The sequence below is a fragment of the Desulfoluna sp. CYM3A genome, from assembly GCF_056829965.1.
Genome location: NZ_CP186556.1, coordinates 2,620,316 through 2,637,495, shown reverse-complemented (window position 1 = coordinate 2,637,495; position 17,180 = coordinate 2,620,316). Strand labels below are relative to the sequence as shown.

Annotated in this window: 19 protein-coding genes; 4 read left to right on the top strand and 15 right to left on the bottom strand. The window is 57.5% G+C overall.

All coding sequences use genetic code 11. The features are described 5' to 3' along the window. Nucleotides 1-366: 366 nt before the first annotated feature. Together cuyB and ACOYW1_RS13415 are read right to left on the bottom strand one after the other, a co-directional pair. Nucleotides 367-1,065: a cysteate racemase gene (cuyB, locus tag ACOYW1_RS13420; RefSeq protein ID WP_482423189.1), complete on the bottom strand. Its 699-nt coding sequence runs from the start codon at nt 1,063-1,065 to the stop codon at nt 367-369. Between the two features lie 428 nt (nt 1,066-1,493). Beyond that, the gene (locus tag ACOYW1_RS13415) at nt 1,494-1,931 is read right to left on the bottom strand and encodes a universal stress protein (protein ID WP_180141559.1); all 438 of its coding nucleotides are present in this window, start codon (nt 1,929-1,931) and stop codon (nt 1,494-1,496) included. A gap of 571 nt (nt 1,932-2,502) precedes the next feature. Here ACOYW1_RS13415 and ACOYW1_RS13410 point away from each other — a divergent pair. Further along, the gene (locus ACOYW1_RS13410) at nt 2,503-2,703 is read left to right on the top strand and encodes a cold-shock protein (protein ID WP_180141557.1); all 201 of its coding nucleotides are present in this window, start codon (nt 2,503-2,505) and stop codon (nt 2,701-2,703) included. 200 nt (nt 2,704-2,903) lie between these two features. Next, on the top strand, nt 2,904-3,134 hold the full coding sequence (locus tag ACOYW1_RS13405; protein WP_482416070.1) for a hypothetical protein: 231 nt from the start codon (nt 2,904-2,906) through the stop codon (nt 3,132-3,134). Between the two features lie 38 nt (nt 3,135-3,172). On the opposite strand, the gene ACOYW1_RS13400 is transcribed toward ACOYW1_RS13405, so the two are convergent. From ACOYW1_RS13400 to ACOYW1_RS13385, 4 genes are all read right to left on the bottom strand, one after another. After that, nucleotides 3,173-3,691, bottom strand: coding sequence for a hypothetical protein (locus ACOYW1_RS13400; RefSeq protein ID WP_482423188.1), 519 nt, complete (start codon nt 3,689-3,691; stop codon nt 3,173-3,175). Between the two features lie 110 nt (nt 3,692-3,801). Continuing rightward, entirely contained in the window at nt 3,802-4,740 is a 939-nt protein-coding gene (locus ACOYW1_RS13395) for a DUF2156 domain-containing protein (RefSeq protein ID WP_482423187.1), read from the bottom strand. A 115-nt stretch (nt 4,741-4,855) separates the two neighbouring features. Next, on the bottom strand, nt 4,856-5,281 hold the full coding sequence (locus tag ACOYW1_RS13390; RefSeq protein WP_482423186.1) for a GNAT family N-acetyltransferase: 426 nt from the start codon (nt 5,279-5,281) through the stop codon (nt 4,856-4,858). A 15-nt stretch (nt 5,282-5,296) separates the two neighbouring features. Then, nucleotides 5,297-6,211 (bottom strand): GGDEF domain-containing protein, encoded by a 915-nt coding sequence (locus ACOYW1_RS13385; RefSeq protein ID WP_482416074.1) that lies wholly within the window; start codon nt 6,209-6,211, stop codon nt 5,297-5,299. Nucleotides 6,212-6,695: 484 nt separating this feature from the next. Here ACOYW1_RS13385 and lepA point away from each other — a divergent pair, with 484 nt between their 5' ends. Then, nucleotides 6,696-8,528, top strand: a complete 1,833-nt coding sequence (lepA, locus tag ACOYW1_RS13380) for a translation elongation factor 4 (RefSeq protein ID WP_482423185.1) — start codon at nt 6,696-6,698, stop codon at nt 8,526-8,528. A 260-nt stretch (nt 8,529-8,788) separates the two neighbouring features. Here the strand turns inward: lepA and ACOYW1_RS13375 are convergent, their stop codons facing one another. The 3 genes from ACOYW1_RS13375 to ACOYW1_RS13365 all read right to left on the bottom strand — a co-directional run bounded on the left by ACOYW1_RS13375 (nt 8,789) and on the right by ACOYW1_RS13365 (nt 10,057). Next, the gene (locus ACOYW1_RS13375; protein WP_482423184.1) at nt 8,789-9,520 is read right to left on the bottom strand and encodes an RNA methyltransferase; all 732 of its coding nucleotides are present in this window, start codon (nt 9,518-9,520) and stop codon (nt 8,789-8,791) included. A 122-nt stretch (nt 9,521-9,642) separates the two neighbouring features. Next, complete coding sequence (locus tag ACOYW1_RS13370) at nt 9,643-9,951, bottom strand: nucleoside-diphosphate kinase (RefSeq protein WP_482423183.1); 309 nt, start codon at nt 9,949-9,951, stop codon at nt 9,643-9,645. A 16-nt stretch (nt 9,952-9,967) separates the two neighbouring features. Further along, nucleotides 9,968-10,057, bottom strand: coding sequence for a nucleoside-diphosphate kinase (locus ACOYW1_RS13365; protein ID WP_482423182.1), 90 nt, complete (start codon nt 10,055-10,057; stop codon nt 9,968-9,970). 438 nt (nt 10,058-10,495) lie between these two features. On the opposite strand from ACOYW1_RS13365, the gene ACOYW1_RS13360 reads away from it, so the two are divergent. Continuing rightward, complete coding sequence (locus tag ACOYW1_RS13360) at nt 10,496-10,693, top strand: hypothetical protein (protein WP_180141533.1); 198 nt, start codon at nt 10,496-10,498, stop codon at nt 10,691-10,693. A 320-nt stretch (nt 10,694-11,013) separates the two neighbouring features. Here ACOYW1_RS13360 and ACOYW1_RS13355 read toward each other — a convergent pair whose 3' ends face one another. The 6 genes from ACOYW1_RS13355 to acsB form a co-directional block, all read right to left on the bottom strand. Then, on the bottom strand, nt 11,014-11,472 hold the full coding sequence (locus ACOYW1_RS13355; protein WP_482423181.1) for an ATP-binding protein: 459 nt from the start codon (nt 11,470-11,472) through the stop codon (nt 11,014-11,016). Further along, nucleotides 11,415-11,792: a nucleotide-binding protein gene (locus ACOYW1_RS13350; protein WP_482423180.1), complete on the bottom strand. Its 378-nt coding sequence runs from the start codon at nt 11,790-11,792 to the stop codon at nt 11,415-11,417. Before ACOYW1_RS13350 ends, ACOYW1_RS13355 begins: the two co-directional genes overlap by 58 nt. Nucleotides 11,793-12,009: 217 nt before the next feature. Beyond that, the gene (locus ACOYW1_RS13345) at nt 12,010-12,465 is read right to left on the bottom strand and encodes a hypothetical protein (RefSeq protein ID WP_482423179.1); all 456 of its coding nucleotides are present in this window, start codon (nt 12,463-12,465) and stop codon (nt 12,010-12,012) included. 26 nt (nt 12,466-12,491) lie between these two features. Beyond that, the gene (locus ACOYW1_RS13340) at nt 12,492-13,379 is read right to left on the bottom strand and encodes a dihydropteroate synthase (protein ID WP_482416080.1); all 888 of its coding nucleotides are present in this window, start codon (nt 13,377-13,379) and stop codon (nt 12,492-12,494) included. Between the two features lie 117 nt (nt 13,380-13,496). Beyond that, complete coding sequence (acsC, locus tag ACOYW1_RS13335; protein WP_482416081.1) at nt 13,497-14,849, bottom strand: acetyl-CoA decarbonylase/synthase complex subunit gamma; 1,353 nt, start codon at nt 14,847-14,849, stop codon at nt 13,497-13,499. Between the two features lie 99 nt (nt 14,850-14,948). Continuing rightward, on the bottom strand, nt 14,949-17,162 hold the full coding sequence (gene acsB / locus ACOYW1_RS13330) for an acetyl-CoA decarbonylase/synthase complex subunit alpha/beta (RefSeq protein WP_482423178.1): 2,214 nt from the start codon (nt 17,160-17,162) through the stop codon (nt 14,949-14,951). Between the last annotated feature and the right edge of the window lie 18 nt (nt 17,163-17,180).

Here is a 17,180-nt window from a genome sequence, read left to right as displayed (position 1 = left end):
CAAGATTTCTGCACTTCCGTAAATATCCTTCCTGAGTGTATTGATTGCGATAAAGCCCTGCCGATTGGCGGGGCTTTTTTCGTCCTTTTGATAAAGAAATGATTCGTTCGTCTTATAGTAGGAGGTTTTTCCGTTAAACCTGATGACTCACAATGCACGGTAACGTCATCCAAATGCTTCGAAGCCTGTGAATCATTCTCAAGTGGAGCCTGGTCCTGATACAGGGTGTTGTTCCTTGCCTTCAATATTTTGCACGGGTGAAGCTGGTCAGCAAATGCGTCGGGCGAGGAACGAGCCCGGAGCATTTGCGAACCTGGGGTGCAGGGGCTGAAGCCCCTGCCCGGGGCGAACTGAGTTTTTGATGATTTAAATCGTGTGCTTTCCAGCAAAGCGGATGGCGGCCTCTGCGATGACGGTCAATGGGTCCACAAAAGGGCCGGAGAATCCGTAGAGTTTCTGTGCCACGGAGAGTTCGGTGCAGCCCAGGACAAAGCAGGTGGCGCCTTGGGCTTTGAGGGCGGCAACAGCCTCCATGAATCCGTCGATGGGAACGGTCTCCCCAGCCTTGATGCCGTAGATAAGGTCGGTGACGTGCTGTTGCATGGCGGGGTCGGGCATCAGGGGAGTGAGGCCGTTGGCGGAAAGGGCTTTGGTGTAGACCCCGGCCTTGCAGGTGCCCTCGGTGGCAAGGACGCCCACGTGTCGGGTGTCGGGGTAGTGGGTGCCGATGTAGGCGGCGGTTTCGTTGACCATATGGAGAAAGGGAATGGAGAGCCCTTTGGTGATGTCCTCGTAGAAGTAGTGGGCGGTGTTGCAGGGCATGATGAGGAAGTCGGCGCCCATGGCTTCCAGGTGGGTCGCGGTGGCGGTTAATTCCGGGCGCGGGTCTTCGCCGCCTGCCACGATGTGGGCGGTTCGGTCCGGGATCCCGGGGTTGCTGTCGATGAGGACACGGATGTGGTCCTGATCCTTGGATACGTGGGTGAGGGTGGCGACTTTCTCAAAGAGCATGGCGGTGGCCAGCGGGCCCATGCCGCCGACAATTCCTAACGTTTTCGAAGACATCTGTTGCTGCAACTCCTGTAATCGGTTTTGTATAAACAAAAAAGCCTTTGCCGACGAGGGTGGAAACACCACTGCCTGCCTGAGGGCCTATGTCGGCAATCTTCTTTTTGGAATCTTATACACCAGATGTGGTGAGGTTGCATGGAAAATTGTCATTCATGGGGAAGGCCCTTGGGGGGCGCGGGGGGTGTGTTGTCTTTTCTGAACGGGTTTGGGGGATCGGCGGGCGCACGGGAATGGGCGGCGCAAAAGGCAATCGCGCCGTTGTTTACAACCATACCTCTGGGGGGGACCCGGGGCACCTGGCTTTGTTCGTGATGGCACACCCTGCCGCGCACCCCTCCCGGGCGAAGCCCGGGAGGAAAATGTGGGCCTTCACGTCATGGCACACCGCTGATGATGGGTCCTAAATCGGTACGCCCCCTGTTTCAGGTGGAGATGACCTCCACGGGTACGGACGCCATGCGCTTTACTTTTTCCAGGGTGGGCTCACCGATATCCGGGATATGGGGCTCGTGGCCTGCCATGACCACCATGTCCATGCCCTCTTTGTCGATGAGCTTCAGGATCTCGTCTGCGGGTTCACCCACGGCGGTGTGCCGGGTGAACAGGGCGCATCCGTCCAGGTATTTGGAGCAGAGCTGGTTGAGCCGCTTGGCTGCGGACTCCTCCTCCCGTTTGGTGAGGCGCTTGACGTGCTGTTCATCGTACTCACCGTACCAGGGCTCATGCCGGGCGATGTCCGGAATGACATAAAGAATGTGGACATCGGCTTTTTTTTCACGGATCAGGTTGGCGATATAGGGGAGAGCTTTTTCTGCACGCCGTGAAAAGTCTGTGGGCCAGAGAACTTTGGGGTTGTTCATATGTTACCTTCCTCGGGCAGATGCGACGGCACCGCCCTTGTCTGTGAAAGGGTGTGGTTTTGGTGGGGTTGCACGGGGTGCGGATCGTGGTGGGGTGGGGAGGGCATGGGGATGAATGAAGGGTGCAACCGGATTATCAAGATTATACCACAATGTGGTATGGACGTGCTCTTTTTTTCCCGTTTTGTGCAGGGACAGGCGGTGGGGATGCGAAGACCGGCCGGTGGCGCCTGTTTGCCTTGCCTGCATGGGGTGCGGTACCCGGTGGTACCCCTATGGGGGAGGAAATAGGTACAGCAAGTCGAATGATTTCTATGGCGCACAGACTTTCCGGTGATTGCGGGATGTTTTTAGATTGATTTGCAGGCAAGAGTATGAGAGAGTTTCAGTAAGATGTGTGTGTGTAGCACGGATCAAATCTTTTAAGACTTCCCGTTTTAAGTGGGCAACGTGGCCTGCGCAAGGGGGGAGTTGTTGCGCTCTCAGGAAAAAGAAAAACGTGTCATCGTGACATCTACCTTAGGAATGAGAATGCATGAAAACACTAGAACAATGATGAGGAGATCGTCACATGGCAAACGGTATTGTAAAATGGTTCAATGAGCAGAAGGGTTATGGCTTTATCGAGCAGGAAAACGGACCCGATGTTTTCGTTCACCATTCAGGTATCAATGCAACCGGCTTCAAAACCCTCAACGAAGGCGACCGAGTGACCTTCGATGTTGAGCAGGGTCAGAAAGGTCCTGCAGCTGTGAACGTTACCGTTCAGTAGCACCAGCTTTTCATACGGCTTTTACAGAGCGCGGCTTCCCGACCCAGGGAGGCCGCGCTTTTTTTTGCTTTTTTCCTTCTGGCATGTTGCTTGCGGTGTTTGCTATATATAGACATCATGGGCACGGATGGGGTCATCCTCTCGGATTCCCCCGGACGCTGTCTGCGGATTTGCCAGCGTACCCGACGACGGAGGACACCATGCTGATTTCCGAACCGACGTTTGTCCAGATTGCCGATGCCATCGAAAACGGGGTACGTATCGAACTGGGAACCACGGCACATGACAACTCCCTTGCGCGGGCATACCACGAAACCGAGCTTATTGCCGAGTGCAAGGGCTCCTACACGGACCTCAACGAGGTGTTAACCGAGCTGGACAACCTGCTTTACGATTGGAACGCAGCCATCCAGGCGGACAGGATCGATTAGGACGCATTCATGGGGTGTGTCAGGGGGGGGGCGGAGCCTTACCACCGCTCTGCGTGACGTTTGTCCTGCTCGGTGGGTTGGGGGGGATGGGAGGTGGGGCGGATATCGGTCCAGGCGACCATCACGTACTCCTTTTCCGCCCGATAGAGCCTCTGGAAGAGCTGGTCCAGAAAGGTGGCCATATCGCGGGGGGAGATCCTGGGGCCTGAAAGGGTAAAGTGGTCGTGTCGCTTCCAGTGGGTGAGGACGAACCCGTCCGGGAGGTGGATCCCGATGGTCTTCAGGCGTTCTGCCGGAGAGAAGGGCGGGCTGTAACGAACCATGAGGTGGGTTGTGGTGTCGCCCGGGACAAGGCGAACAAAGGGGCCCTGGACATGCTCCAAGGAAAAGCAGGCCGCAAGATCAATATGGTGCCGGTAGCTCATGAGGATCCAGGTCACCAGGGAGACGGGATCCGGAAACTCCGGCGTTGAACTGACCCCGGAGAGGAGGTCCTCCCGGTGTTCACGGGCGAAGAGTCTTCTCAGCCAGCGTTTGATTGTGGGGACGATGGGCATGGTTCCAACTCTCCAAAGTGGCGGAGACGATGTGTTTGTCCGGCATCCGTTCGGGATGCCGGGGTCCTTTTCTTATGTATACCAGAGCCTTGCCCGTCGGTCGCCCATTTTTATGGGTTGAGCTCCAACGTATAGGATTTAAACCGAAGATGGGGGTGGTAGGAACGCTTGGCATGGCGCAGGCCGGGGTCATCCATATCGCACTCCTTGTTGATGAGGGGGGTGTCCGGGAAGAGCATGCGGGCGCATTGCCGGTCGAAGAATTGATACAGCCCTTTGATCCCCGGGTCCGCCTTCTCAAAGTTGAAGTCGGCCATGTCACTGGTGAGGTCCGTTGCCATGCCGAAGGCTTTGACTTCCCCGTCCACCCTTAGGAGGATGCCCCGGAGCCCCTGGAGAGAGCCCATGAGATCCAGTCCATGGGTACATGCCACCTTTTCGCCCAGGCCATCCTCATCGGTGTGAGCTTCCGGGGGCTTAAGGCTCCACCAGTAGGCCAGGAAGGCCTTGCACTCGTCCCGGTTTTCTTCGGTGATGGCCTCCACCTTCACCCGTCCTTTTTCCACATACTCCCGTAAAAACTGGTTGATGAGGTTTCTTTTCTTGCTGAATTTGTTGCCCTTGAGTTCGGCGAGGTCCTCTTTTTTATAGACGTAATCCTCGTAGTCGGTCTGCTCTTTGACGGTGAAGAGCCGTTCCACGGCATCCCGGCCCCAGGTTTCCAGGTACGCTTCATGGACAAAGCTGATGCGGGGGATTCCATGGGTACGGCAAAGGGCTGCGAGCCGTTCCGGACCCCAGTCGATGCCGTTTGGGACCGGCAGGATCAGATAGTCCTGATCGGGCTTTGCGGGAAAGAGGCGGGCGACGATGACGTCGCTTTTATCCACGGCAAAGGCCGGGTAATAGACGTGGGTCTTCCAGATGATGAGGGCGCCAAGGGAGTACCCGCACAGGGGATTGGACTGACCGTTGAAGTAGGGAAAGAGGTCGGCGTGGTGTTCGGGAAGAAGCGGCGCCATGCCGCACTGGTCGTGTCGTTTTGTCATGATTGAGTCTTGCCGTGTGATGGGAGGTGGTGGGTTAAAGGGCGCGGTCCATGCTGAGACGGAGCGGCGTCCGGCGGCCAAAGGTCCGAGGGACTGTTTCCATGAACTGTCCGGGTCAGGTGCAGGGTGTATCGAACCGGTACATGGGAACCGCCCCTTCAAGGGCGGCAAAGCCGAATTTTCGGTAGAGGGGCGGGGAGCCGTTTTCCCCGATGAGCCCGATCCATGTGATGCCGTCCTGCTCAAGGCGCGTGAGGATCATTTGAACGATGCGCCGCGCGATTCCCCGGAGTCTGTGGCTCTCCACCACGGTGATGTCGTGGAGGTAGGCGTCCCCCACGCCGTCGCTCAGGGCCCTTCCGATGCCGATGATGTGCCCGTCGTCCCAGGCTGCAACGTAGCAGTGGCTTCCCTGGATTACCCGGTCGATTCGCGCGGGGTCGGAGACAGACTCCGGCCACCAGTTCTGGCGATGGTAGATGCCTAAAATTCGGTTTTTTTCCTCGGAAGTGGGGTGCGTGAGAAAGTCGACGGTAATCATCCTGATCCAGCGTGTCTATTCGGTGTTGTCTTTGTTTAAAAGGGAGATGAGATCTTTTCCCCGTGCCTTGGAAAGGTACATGGCCCGGTCTGTCCTGCGGACAAACTCTTTCAGGGGTTCCCCCGAGGCGTATTCGGTGAGGCCGATGCTGAGCGTCGTAATGACGGGTTCAGGGGCCGACACCGGAGAAAAAGAGCTGTCCCGCATGGCTTTCTGGATCCGTTCTGCGACCACCAGCCCTTCGTTGACAGTGGTCTCCGGTAAAATGATGGTGAACTCCTCCCCGCCGAAACGGTAGCCGGAGTCCATGGTTCGCAGGCATTCCCGGATCACTTTGCCCAGGTTGACCAGAATGCGGTCTCCCTCAAGGTGTCCATAGGTATCGTTGAAAATTTTGAAATTGTCAATATCGAGGAGCATCAGGGACAGGGGCCGGTTGTACCGGTTGAAGCGATCGATCTCTTTTTCGAGCTGGTTGTAGAAATAACGCAGGTTGAAGAGCCGCGTAAGGGGGTCTGTGACGGCCATGCGCTTGAGCCGGTTGAGCATCTCGTTGCGCTCACAGGTCAGGCGCCGTTCGTGGAGCACCCGCTTGATGCGCAGGAGAAGCTCCTCAAAGCGGACCGGTTTGAAGACAAAATCACTGGCCCCCTTGTTGATGGCCTCCTCATAGGAGTAGCCAGTGCTGTACCCGGTGAGGATGATGACGTCGGTGGCAAAATTTTTCTTGATGGTATCGGTGAGTTCAAACCCGTTGGTCCCCTTGAGAGGGATATCGGTGATGACGATGTCCAGGGGAGATATTTCAAGGTGGGTCAGGGCTTCGCTTGCCGAGGCAAAGGCGATGACATCAAAGCCTGCAAGGGTAAGGTAATCGGCAACGGAGTCCCGAACGCTTTTGTCCTCATCGACGATGGCTATAGAACTCATGGCAACCCTTGTTGTCGGGGTGAGTGGTTGGCATCATCTGCAGCTCTGATGCCTTGAATTATGGGTGCACTCGACGCGTGAAATATCCGGGTTCGGTTCACAGGGGCCGTCCGGGCCTGACTGGCCGGGACACCATGGACGACGTGTGATGTAATAGATTATGCATATCCCCCGGTGCGTTGAAAATGATCCGGGGGAGGAACCATGGAAAGGTCCGGTTTGCAGGCCTTTGGGTGACGCGACCTTGCGGGGGGGTGACCCATGGCTTGACAGGGCAAAAGCCGATTTGATAGATAATGATGTTTTTATTTGAAAACTATAGCGGTTCGGTTTGCTTATGTCAACCGTATACACCGTCGCTTTTCTTTTATATATCTGAAATTTCACAGTATTCACGCGGCGGGCTTGGTGGCTTTTCCCCATGGGGAGATAGCCGGGCGAGCCTGTCTGTGAAGAATCGCTCAGGAGCATCAGTCGAAACGGCATGAAACATATTCGTAACTTCAGCATCATCGCCCACATTGACCATGGAAAATCCACGTTGTCGGATCGCCTGATTCAGGAGACCGGCATCATTTCCGATCGCGACTTCAAAGATCAGATCCTGGATACCATGGACATCGAACGGGAGAGGGGAATTACCATCAAGAGCCAGACCGTTTCCCTTCCCTACACCGCCAAGGACGGGAAGGAGTACGTGCTGAACCTCATCGACACCCCCGGGCACGTGGATTTCACCTATGAGGTTTCTCGCGCCCTGGCTTCCTGCGAAGGTGCCCTGCTCATTGTGGACGCCAGCCAGGGCGTGGAGGCCCAGACCCTGGCCAACCTCTACCTCGCACTGGAACATGACCTGGAGATCATTCCCATCATCAACAAGATCGACCTGCCCAGTGCGGAGATCGAGTGGGTCAAAGGGCAGATCGAAGAGGACCTCGGCCTGGACTCCGAGACAGCCATTCTAACCTCGGCCAAGAACGGTATCGGCATTGCCGACGTGCTTGAAGGGGCCGTGGAGATGCTCCCGGCGCCGGAAGGGGATCCGGACGCCCCCTTGAAGGCCCTGATCTTCGACTCGCATTACGATCCCTACCGGGGCACCATTGTGCATTTTCGCGTCATCGACGGCAAAATCAAGGCCGGTGACAACATCAAGTTCATGAGCAACGATGCCTCCTATAAGGTGGAAGAAGTGGGCGTGTTCCAGATCGTGCGGGTGCCCAGAAAAGAGCTCTCCGCAGGGGAGGTGGGGTACCTTATCGCCGGGATCAAGACCGTGAGCGACACCCGCTGCGGTGACACCATCACCCACGTCAAGGGTGGCTGCCCGGAACCGGTGGCAGGCTTCAAGGACCCCACACCCGTGGTGTTCTCCTCCATCTACCCCGTGGCCTCCGACGACTACGAAGAGCTCACCGTGGCCATGGAGAAACTCCAGCTCAACGACGCGTCCCTGATTTACGAGAAAGATTCGTCCGCGGCCCTCGGCTTCGGGTTCCGTTGCGGGTTTCTGGGCCTGTTGCACCTGGAGGTGGTTCAGGAGCGCCTGGAGCGCGAGTACGGCCTCTCCCTTATCCTGACGGCCCCTTCGGTTCAGTACGAAGTGGAGTTCAACACCGGTGAGGTGGAGATCATCGACAACCCTGCCCTCTACCCGGACCCCACCACCATCAGCCGCACCAGTGAGCCCTTCATCAAAGCGTCCATCATTGTGCCGGAACGGTACATGGGGGCGGTGATGAAGCTGTGCCTGGATCGTCGCGGCATCAGTGTCAACTATCAGTACCTCACCAACGGCCGCATGGATATGATCTTCGAGCTGCCCCTGGCCGAGGTGGTCTACGACTTTTACGACAAGCTCAAGAGCATTACCCAGGGTTACGGGTCCTTTGACTACGAGATCATCGGGTACAAGGAGACCGACCTGGTGAAGCTTGATTTCCTCATCAACGGTGAGAGGGTGGACGCCCTTTCCCAGTTGGTCCACAAGGACATCCCGCAGGGCCGGGTGGCCTGTGAAAAGCTGAAGGAGGAGATCCCCCGCCAGATGTTCAAGGTGGCCATACAGGGGGCCATCGGCGCCAAGATCGTCTCCCGGGAGACCATCTCCGCCTACCGCAAAGACGTCACCGCCAAGTGCTACGGCGGGGACATCAGCCGAAAACGAAAGCTTCTGGAAAAGCAGAAAAAGGGCAAGAAGCGCATGAAGATCGTTGACAGGTGCGTCCGCTTGTTGCCGTGCTCAAGTCCGACGATTAAAAGCGATGCCTCCTGGTTCGCAAATGCTCCGGGGCTAAAGCCCCTGCACATTTGCTGACGGGCTTCGCCCGTAAGTAACAGCTTTTCTCTTGTAAAAGGCGACGCATAACGACAAAGGGCCATGATTCCGCAAAGAATCATGGCCCTTTTTTTTGATCAATAGTGTGCGCAAGCAGCTTGCTTTCCGGGCAAGGCCATGCAATCCAGCCCTTAGCCCTTAGCCCTTAGCCCTTAGCCCTTAGCCCTTAGCCCTTAGCCCTTAGCCCTTAGCCCTTAGCCCTTAGCCCTTAGCCCTTAGCCCTTAGCCCTTAAGCCCTTTTAGCCTCTCAATTTTTTCAGGGTTTTCCCGATGAAATCCAGAACCAGGGCGGTGTCGCCCGCCCGGAGCCCGGCCCTGGACAAGAGGTTGCGGAATCGGGCGGGCCAGTGATCCGGGTTTTCCGGGTTGTGGAGCTCAATGGCCATGAGGAGCTCTTCAATGGCCTCATGCACCTTGCCGACCTCCTGTTTGTTGGCCAGGCGCAGAGCGCTTTTTTCTCCTGTGGGCTGTCTTCTGGAGAGCTCGTAGCAGAGGATCATGACGGACTGGGCCAGGTTGATGGAGGAAAAGTCCATGGTGGGGATGGAGACGAGGGCATCAGCCAGGCGGAGTTCATCGTTGGTCAGGCCCTTGTCTTCGGAGCCGAAGAGGATGGCCACCTTGTCGTCCGGAGAGAGGCCGCCCACACGTTCCACCAGGCTCTGGGGGGTGATGAGGCCCTGGCGTTTTTTTCCCTTCCGCGTGGTGGTGGCGGCCACGAAGGTAAAGGGCTTGAGGGCATCATCCAGGTTATCGTGGACGGTGAGGGTGTCGATGATGCCCGCCGCGTGGTGGGTGGCGGTCTTCCGCATGCGCTCCTGGTCCGGCTCCAGGGGATTAACAAGGATCAGCTCGGAAAAGCCCATGTTCATCATGGCTCGGGCAGCAGATCCGATGTTTTCCGGGTAGCGGGGCCGCACCAGGACGATCGGGACTACTTCAAGCCGGGTTGGGATGGGGGCGTTGCTCATGGTCGTGTCTGACATCTCCTGACTGGGTCGGAAAATAAGGGCTATGCCCTAAAAAAACGAGAGCACCGGAATCGTCGGTGCTCTCGAAGGTTTTTTTGTCGGCGGGGGAAAATATGCTTTAATCAAGCCATGATGTCAAGGGATGAGAAGAAGTAGGCGATTTCCGTTTTTGCCGTCTCCGGCGCGTCGGAGCCGTGGACCACGTTGCTTTCGATGGATGATGCAAAATCTTTTCGGATGGTTCCCTCTTCGGCCTCTTCATAATTGGTAGCCCCCATGATCTTTCGGTTCAGGGCGATGGCATCTGGCCCCTCAAGAACCATCACCACCACGGGGCCGGAGCACATGAAGTCGGTGAGGCTGTCGAAGAAGGGGCGTTCCTGCTCGACGTGGCAGAATCCCTGGGCCTCCTGCTCCGTCATCTGCAGCATGTGCATCGACTAACGGTCAAGCCCAGGATTCAAAGCGCCGGATCACGTCTCCTATGATGTTTTTTCTGACACCGTCGGGTTTGATGATGGATAGCGTCTGTTCCATTGGGATGAATGCTCCTTGGGTTGTGTGGTTGGTGAGGGAATATGACAATGCCGGAGGCCTGTCTTGTCTCCGCCCGTTTTATCCTGTTGATATCTATGGCCTCGGGATGACAACCTGATGACGCCGGGCCGGGCCTTTGAGGCTGCCGTTGCCGATGCGGCACAGCGGTGTAACGGTATTGATGAAACCACATGGGGGATGGGTTTTCCATAGCTTTTCTTTATTGACAAGGGTAAATCGAATGTTTACATTGTGCCAAGCCCGATAGACGAAACGAAAGTTTCATTTTTCTTATATATTTACAGCTTCTATGGAGGTCCCATGTTAGAGGTGACTGCGGCTGCAACGCAACAGATTGCAGAATATTTCAAGGGCAGGGAAGTGATGCCCATTCGTATTTTTCTCAACTCCGGCGGCTGAGGGGGCCCCTCCCTTGCCATGGCTCTGGATGAGTCTAAAGACACCGATGAAAAATTTGAAGTGGATGGTTATGTCTACATCGTAGACAAAGAGTTCCTGGCCCAGGCCCAGCCCATCAAGGTCGATTTCCTTGAAGTGGGCTTTAAAGTGACCTCAAGCCTCAAGCTTGAGTCCGCTTGCGGCAGCTGCAGCTCCACCGGCTCCTGCTGCTCCTAATCGCGTTTGCCCGCCATGGCGGGTGACCTGATTACGAAGACGTCCATAACGCTTCCTTTCGAAAGAAAGGGGGCGTTTTTTTTGTGTGTAACTATTCAGCTTATGCCTCCGGCGGCCCTGCCGGGGGCTAAACGTTTGCCTGATTTTATAAAGGCGGGTTTAACAAACAGGTTTTAAAGAATCTTTTTGAGTGAATTTTTACTTTAAAGGCGGATGTGATTTGACCCGAGGAACGAGGGGCAAAACACATCCGCAACCTGCTTTCAAGGTGGTACACCTTGCCGCCGGAGGCTGTTTTTTAGCTGAATAGTTATGTTGTTTTATGCCAGTGCAATGAGCTTTCTGGCGATATCCATAAGGGCCTCGGGGGCGGTTTCAATGCGTTCGTAAGGACGCTCCCCGGAGCGGTCGGAGTCCGCCACTTCATCGAGTTCCGGCACAAACCCCAGGATCTCGAAATCACTTAAGCTCTCCTCGATCATCTTTCGATCCTCATCGGTGCGGATCCTGTTGCCGATGATCATGACCCGTTTGATGCCCAGCTCCTCGGCCAGTTTACGGATCTGAAGGGCCGCAACCCGGCTTCTCTTGCCGGGGTTCACCACGGTGACCAGGGCGTTCACCGATGAGGTGGTGGCCCGGCCCAGGTGCTCTACTCCGGCCTCCATGTCCATGACCACCACCTCGTCGCGCTGAAGCACCAGGTGCATCATCAGGGCTTTCAGGATCGTGCTCTCCGGGCAGATGCAGCCGGATCCGCCCTTTTGAACCGTTCCCATGGCGAGCGGCTTGCCGAGCGCCAGTCCCGTTCCAGGGAAAACCGGTCGGGGATGTCGTCCACCTTGGGGTTGAGGGTGAAAAACCCTCCCATGGTTCCGGGTTTTGCTCCGGTCCTCTCGGCAATGAGGTCGGAGAGCTGGGCGATGGGGGTGATCTCCATGTCTTCGGAGATACCCAGGGCCGATGCCAGGTTGGAGACAGGGTCTGCATCAATGGCGATGACCTTTTTCTCCTCCTGGGCGATGATGCGTGCGATAAGAGCGGTAAGGGTTGTCTTGCCGACTCCTCCTTTGCCTCCAAAAGCCAGTTTCAAACTCACAGATTCATCTCCCGTCGTGGGGCAGGCGCTCCGTCACAGAGCGCTCCCCGGATATGTCAAAAACTCGCGGAAGGACTCGCGTTCCCGCTGGTTCGTTTCTTTTATTTTACTATGGGCCATAAGCCCCTGTGGCGCAAGGGTTGAGGGGGCCTTTACACAGATCAATGGGGGATTGTGACGAGGCCGCTCTTTTTTTGTTTGCCAGGCGCGTCTTTGTTCAGGCATCGCCTGCGGCGGAAAAGGGGCTGATCTTTTCAAGGATGGCCCCTGTTTTGCTACCTGCCAGCATGAAGATAAGAAAGCGCTGCTCGGCAGCGTAGCGGTTCAGGTCGTCACGGTGGATGGCCTGGGCCTCGAAGACGGCATGCCGTTCCATAAAGTGGGCGGAGCACATCAGGGCGCTCTCTTTGTCGTGAAAGGCCGGGATGAAGCGAATCCCCAGCTCCTGATCGTCGAACCCGGCAAAGGACTCGTCTTTTCCGGGGTTGTTGACGTAGATGTAGACCCAGTTGGTGTCGTGTTTGGTCTTGTCCATGGTTGTTGCCTGTTGCTCCTTCCGTCTCGTCGGAAGATGAGAAAAGCCCCGCAGGGGCTGCGGGGCTTCGGGTTCATGGGGGGACGGTGCGTCGTTGGGGGCATTCTCCCGGTTTTCAACAAAAATAAAGGGTACCATCAAACCGGCCCGTCCCATGGCAATGGTTAGACTTCCAGCCAGGAATCTGAAAAGAGGGTGTGGCCCAGGATGACGTTGCAGGTCTTCACATAGCCGCGGAGCTCTTCACTCAGGGAATCCAGGGCAGGCGGGTTGCCGTCCATGGTGTTTTGGATCACCTCATAGATGTCGGGGCGATTGCCTTTGCTCAGGCCCATGGTGGCGTCGTCCTTGGCGTCGGCGATAAAAGATTCCATGCCCTTGATGTTCAGCATGGAGGTAAAGGTGATGTTGATGATGTGCCGCAGGTGATCGGGTACGCCGTTGGAGATGTTGGAGACCCCGCAGGTGCTCCGGGCGCCCGGGGCGATGTCCTGGAGCATGTCCATGAAGTTGAGGAGGCTCACGGCCTGGGGCTGCTGGATGTTGACGGGGGTGACAATGCCGTCCACCCAGATCTTTTCGTTGGGGACCCCCGCTTCGTTGGCTGCGTAGAGGAGCTCCACGCACAGGGCGGCGCGTTCGTTTTCGTCCCTGGGCAGGCCTTCCGGTCCCCACATCAGGGCACAGAAGTGGGCGCCGCTTTCGGCGGCCAGGGGGATCATACGCTCATAGCGTTCGGGCACGGCCATGATGGAGTTGATCATGGGCGGCAGTTTGCACTTGGGAAGGGCGGCTGCGATGGCGTCGATGTTGGAGGTGTCAAGGACCAGGGGAATGTCATCCACCACTTCCTGCACGGTTTCCACAACCCAGGGCATCAGCTCTACGCCGTCTTTCTTGGCGGGACCGAGGTTGATGTCGATCCAGTCCACGCCCTTGGATTTCTGGAAGAGGGCCTCTTCCTGAATCGGCTTGGGATCTCTCTCTCTGAATCCGCGTCCGATCTCTTTGCCGATAACGTTCAAGCTTTCTCCGATGACTTGAAAACCCATAAAATTCCCTCCGGATCTGAGTTGATGTTGCAAGAACAGAAAAACGTGCGTGAGTTGGAAAATAAGCCCGTCCCGCCCCGGTAACCGGGCGGGACGGGCGACAAGGGCGCCGTTGGATCAGGCGGCACCGACCTTGGCCTTCAGGAAGGCGGGCAGGTGCGCAGCTTCTCGGGGACCGACGGTGATGCTCCAGTCGGGGAGCTCTTCTTCCACATCCCCTGCGATGGCTGCGGCGTAGCCGGGGATGATCAGCTCGTTGTGCTTGATCTTCTCGGAAATGCCGCTTTTCTTCACAAAGACCCCCACATCATCGCCGCTGAACTTGCCTGCGGCCCAGGCCGTGAGGACCGAGAGGCCCTCGGCTTCCTTGATGAGGAGCCAGCAGGGGACCCTGCTGCCTTCGGCTTCGCCGGAGACGATGAAGTAGGTGAGGGCAAAGTTGGTGGTGACCATCACCGGTGAGTTCTCGTCGGGGTTGCCGATTTCGTAGATGCCTTCGGTGACCGTCATGGGGCGCTGCGGGTCGGTGAAGATGTTGAGGCGTTCCAGCAGAAGCGGGAAGAGGGTCTCGGTGTTGAACTCGGAGAGCACCACGATGCCGCCGTACTTGGCCACGAACATCCCGGCGATGAGGGCTTCCATGTCGGCGTTTCCGGCCATTTCGCTGGGAAAGGTGATGGTGGGAAAGCCCAGGGAGCGGTTGCCGCCCTTGAGGGCTGCCCGCCGAATGGCGACCTGATCGGCAAAGGAGCCTTTGAGGTCCCGGCTGCCGGAGTCGATGACGATGTCCTTGATCCCCATGGCCGTCAGTTTGTCGGTCAGGGGGATAAGGGCCTCGACACCGTCGGCCTTGACAGCCACGGGCAGTTCCGCCGCCTTGGCGATCTCACCGAAGGCCTCCACCGTGGCCTCTGTGGCGCCGTAGATGAGGGGCCGCTTAAAGGCCGTGGCCTCCACGCCGGCTTTCATCACTTCGGGGTCTTCGCTCATGAGGATGAGGTTGAACTCCGAGGTTTCGGCGATGGTTTTTGCGGTTTTGGCAAAGGCATCAGGGCCTGCTCCGTCGTCCTTGACCGCGATGAGCTCGGGCCGGAGATTAAGGCCCACGCGCTCGTACTGGAAGGCGTTCCAGGCCGTCAGGCGGGCCGCAAGGTCGGCTTCAGCCATGGAAGAGGGGATGGTGGCGGCCAGGGTGGTGGGGTTGTAGAAGGTCTTTTCGTGACGGTACATCACGGTTTCGCCACCGGCGGTGGCTTCACGGACCCCTTTGCCCAGCTTCACGGGGCGAATGGGAGGGGCCGAGGCTTCGGCGAGCTTTTCCCTGGCTTCGTCCGAGACGTAGGGGCAGTTGTCCAGCTCCGCCTTTCCGGATGCCAGGTTCATGGCAAAGGCGAGGCAGGTGGGCACCCCGCACTCTTTGCAGTTTGTTTTGGGCAGCAGTTTGAAGATCTGTATACCGGTAAGAGCCATGTGTATCTCCTTGTCTGGGTCCTGTCTGGATGACGCTCGATAACAATGCCGGACAGCAGGGCCTCCGGGCGGCAGGGCGGCCGCCCGGAGGCCGTGGCATTATCCGATGAGCGGGTCCATGGACATGGCGGGGTGACCTTTTTCCTCGAGGAAGGGCAGAATTTCCTCTTCGGTGGTGCCCACCGTTTCATCGGCGATCATGTTGTAGAAATCGGGATAGCCGTTTTCTTCACCGTACTTATCAAGGCGATCCTTAATCTCTTCTTTCAGCATCTTGGGCATCCAGACCATGCGGAGCAGGCCGCCGTCGCCCTTGATGAATTTCCTCTGGGTGATGTTGTACTTGGAGTGGCCCACAAAGCCCGGGGAGGAAGCTCCGCCGCCCATGACGCCTGCAAGGGTGGTGAACTTCATGCCCGAGGGGGTGTCTCCTGCAAATTCACGGTTGACGGTCATGACCCCGTTGCAACTGGGGAGCATGGCGGCGATGCATTCGCAGCAGCCGCAGGTGGTCATGGGGTCGATGACCATGGAGTAGAAGTTGTAGTGGGTCACGGCACCGCGGGATGCCTTCTCCACGAACTCGTTGACTCCTTTCCACTGGCCGAGGACCGGGTCGAGGCACTCGCCCTTTTCGATGGGCTGGTTGGGGCCGGTGGGGTTGATCTCAAAGGCTGCCCGACAGTCCATCCAGTTGTAGGCGCCGCAGAGGCCGGTTCGCTCGGGGCTCACCGTACAGACGTGGTTGGGAGCAAAGGACTGGCAGAGGGAGCAGGAGTAGAAGATCTCCACGTCCTCGTCCGTCATTTTGTCCACACGCTCGTCACGGGTCTTGTACTCGGCCCGGGCCGTTGCCGTGAGCTTGGCCACGTCCTCTTTGCCTGTGTAAAGGGTGATCTGGACCTTGTCGACGATCTTCTGGAATTCCTGGTGGAACTTGGCGTGGAGGACCACACCGATGTCCTTCAGGGTAAAGCCTTTGTCCACGGCGGACTTGCTGACGCGGACCCAGGAGATGTCGCGCTGGCCGATGTGCATGATGCCCTGGATGTAGTTGACCAGGTGGTGGATCTGGCGTTCCATGATGGGCTCAAAGTCTTCCTGGAACTCACGCCCGGCGATCTGGATAAAGATGCCCAGGTCCAGGGTGTCCCCTTCGGAGAGGTCGGGGATGTCCTTGCCCACCACGATGACCTTGCCGTCTTCGATCTCGCTCATTTCCGCGCGCTTGACCAGCTCGGTGCACTGGGTCTTGCCACCGCCCATCTGGCTGTGCAGGTCGGCACCACGGACACGCTCGCCTTCGTAGGCGGGGCCAAAGGAGCAGGGGATGTTGATGTCGGAGACGGTGACCTTGAGGCCGCGCACTTCCACGGACTTCTGGCAGATCTCCTCGTGGGGGACGTTGGCCACCACGTGCTCGTAGGTACAGATACCCGTGGGCAGGATTTCGGGGATATCGGTGTCGGCAAGGGTGGGGAAACCCCAGTTGACGCAGCCTGCCGCTGCCACGCCCCACTCGGTGCCCACATCGCCCAGGGCGTTGACAAAGGCGAAGATACGCTCTTTGTTGTACATGAGCATCTTGCGGTGATCCCCGGGCTGAACGCCGCCGAAGGCCATGGCCGCACGGTTGGCAAAACCGAGGGCGAAGACGGCAGAAGAGATATCCGGGCCGAAGGGTACGATACGGGTGTTCCAGCCCACCTGCACATCCTGCTCCACGAGCTGCTGGATGACGCTGGTGTTGTTGTGGTTGGCCGCGCAGAAGATATAGAGGCTCTTCTTCTGGTAGTCTTCCACGATGTCCTTGGCGATTTCAGAGTTGGGGGCGGCGCCCACGATGGCGGCAAAGCCCGGGGCGCTGCCGTCCACGAACTCCACGCCGCGCTTTCGCAGGATGGTGTCGTCGGCGGGGCCGAGCCAGATGCTGCCTGCTTCCACGTCCGGGTCTTCCGTAAAGGAGTAGAACTCGGGCTCGTTCAGGATGCGCAGGGCTTCCTTGATTTCATAGGCGAAGATGGCTGCCATGCCGGCGTCGAGCAGGGGCCCCAGGTAGGGCAGGTGGTTTTTGCCCTTGACGTGGGGAGGGAGAAGGCCGCGGGCAAAATCCAGCGGTTTTTTCATATCTTCCAGGGTCTCTACCTTGATACCCAGAAGGGAGTAGATGACCGGCAGGTAATAGGCGGTGTTGCCAAAGCTTACCTTGGTGCTCGCGTCAAATGTTTCAAGTGCTTTCTTGTACTCACCTTCCACCTGGGAGACCACTTTATAACCACCCTGTATGGCGGCGAATGCGACTAATTTGGACATGCTCTTCCTCCTTCGTTG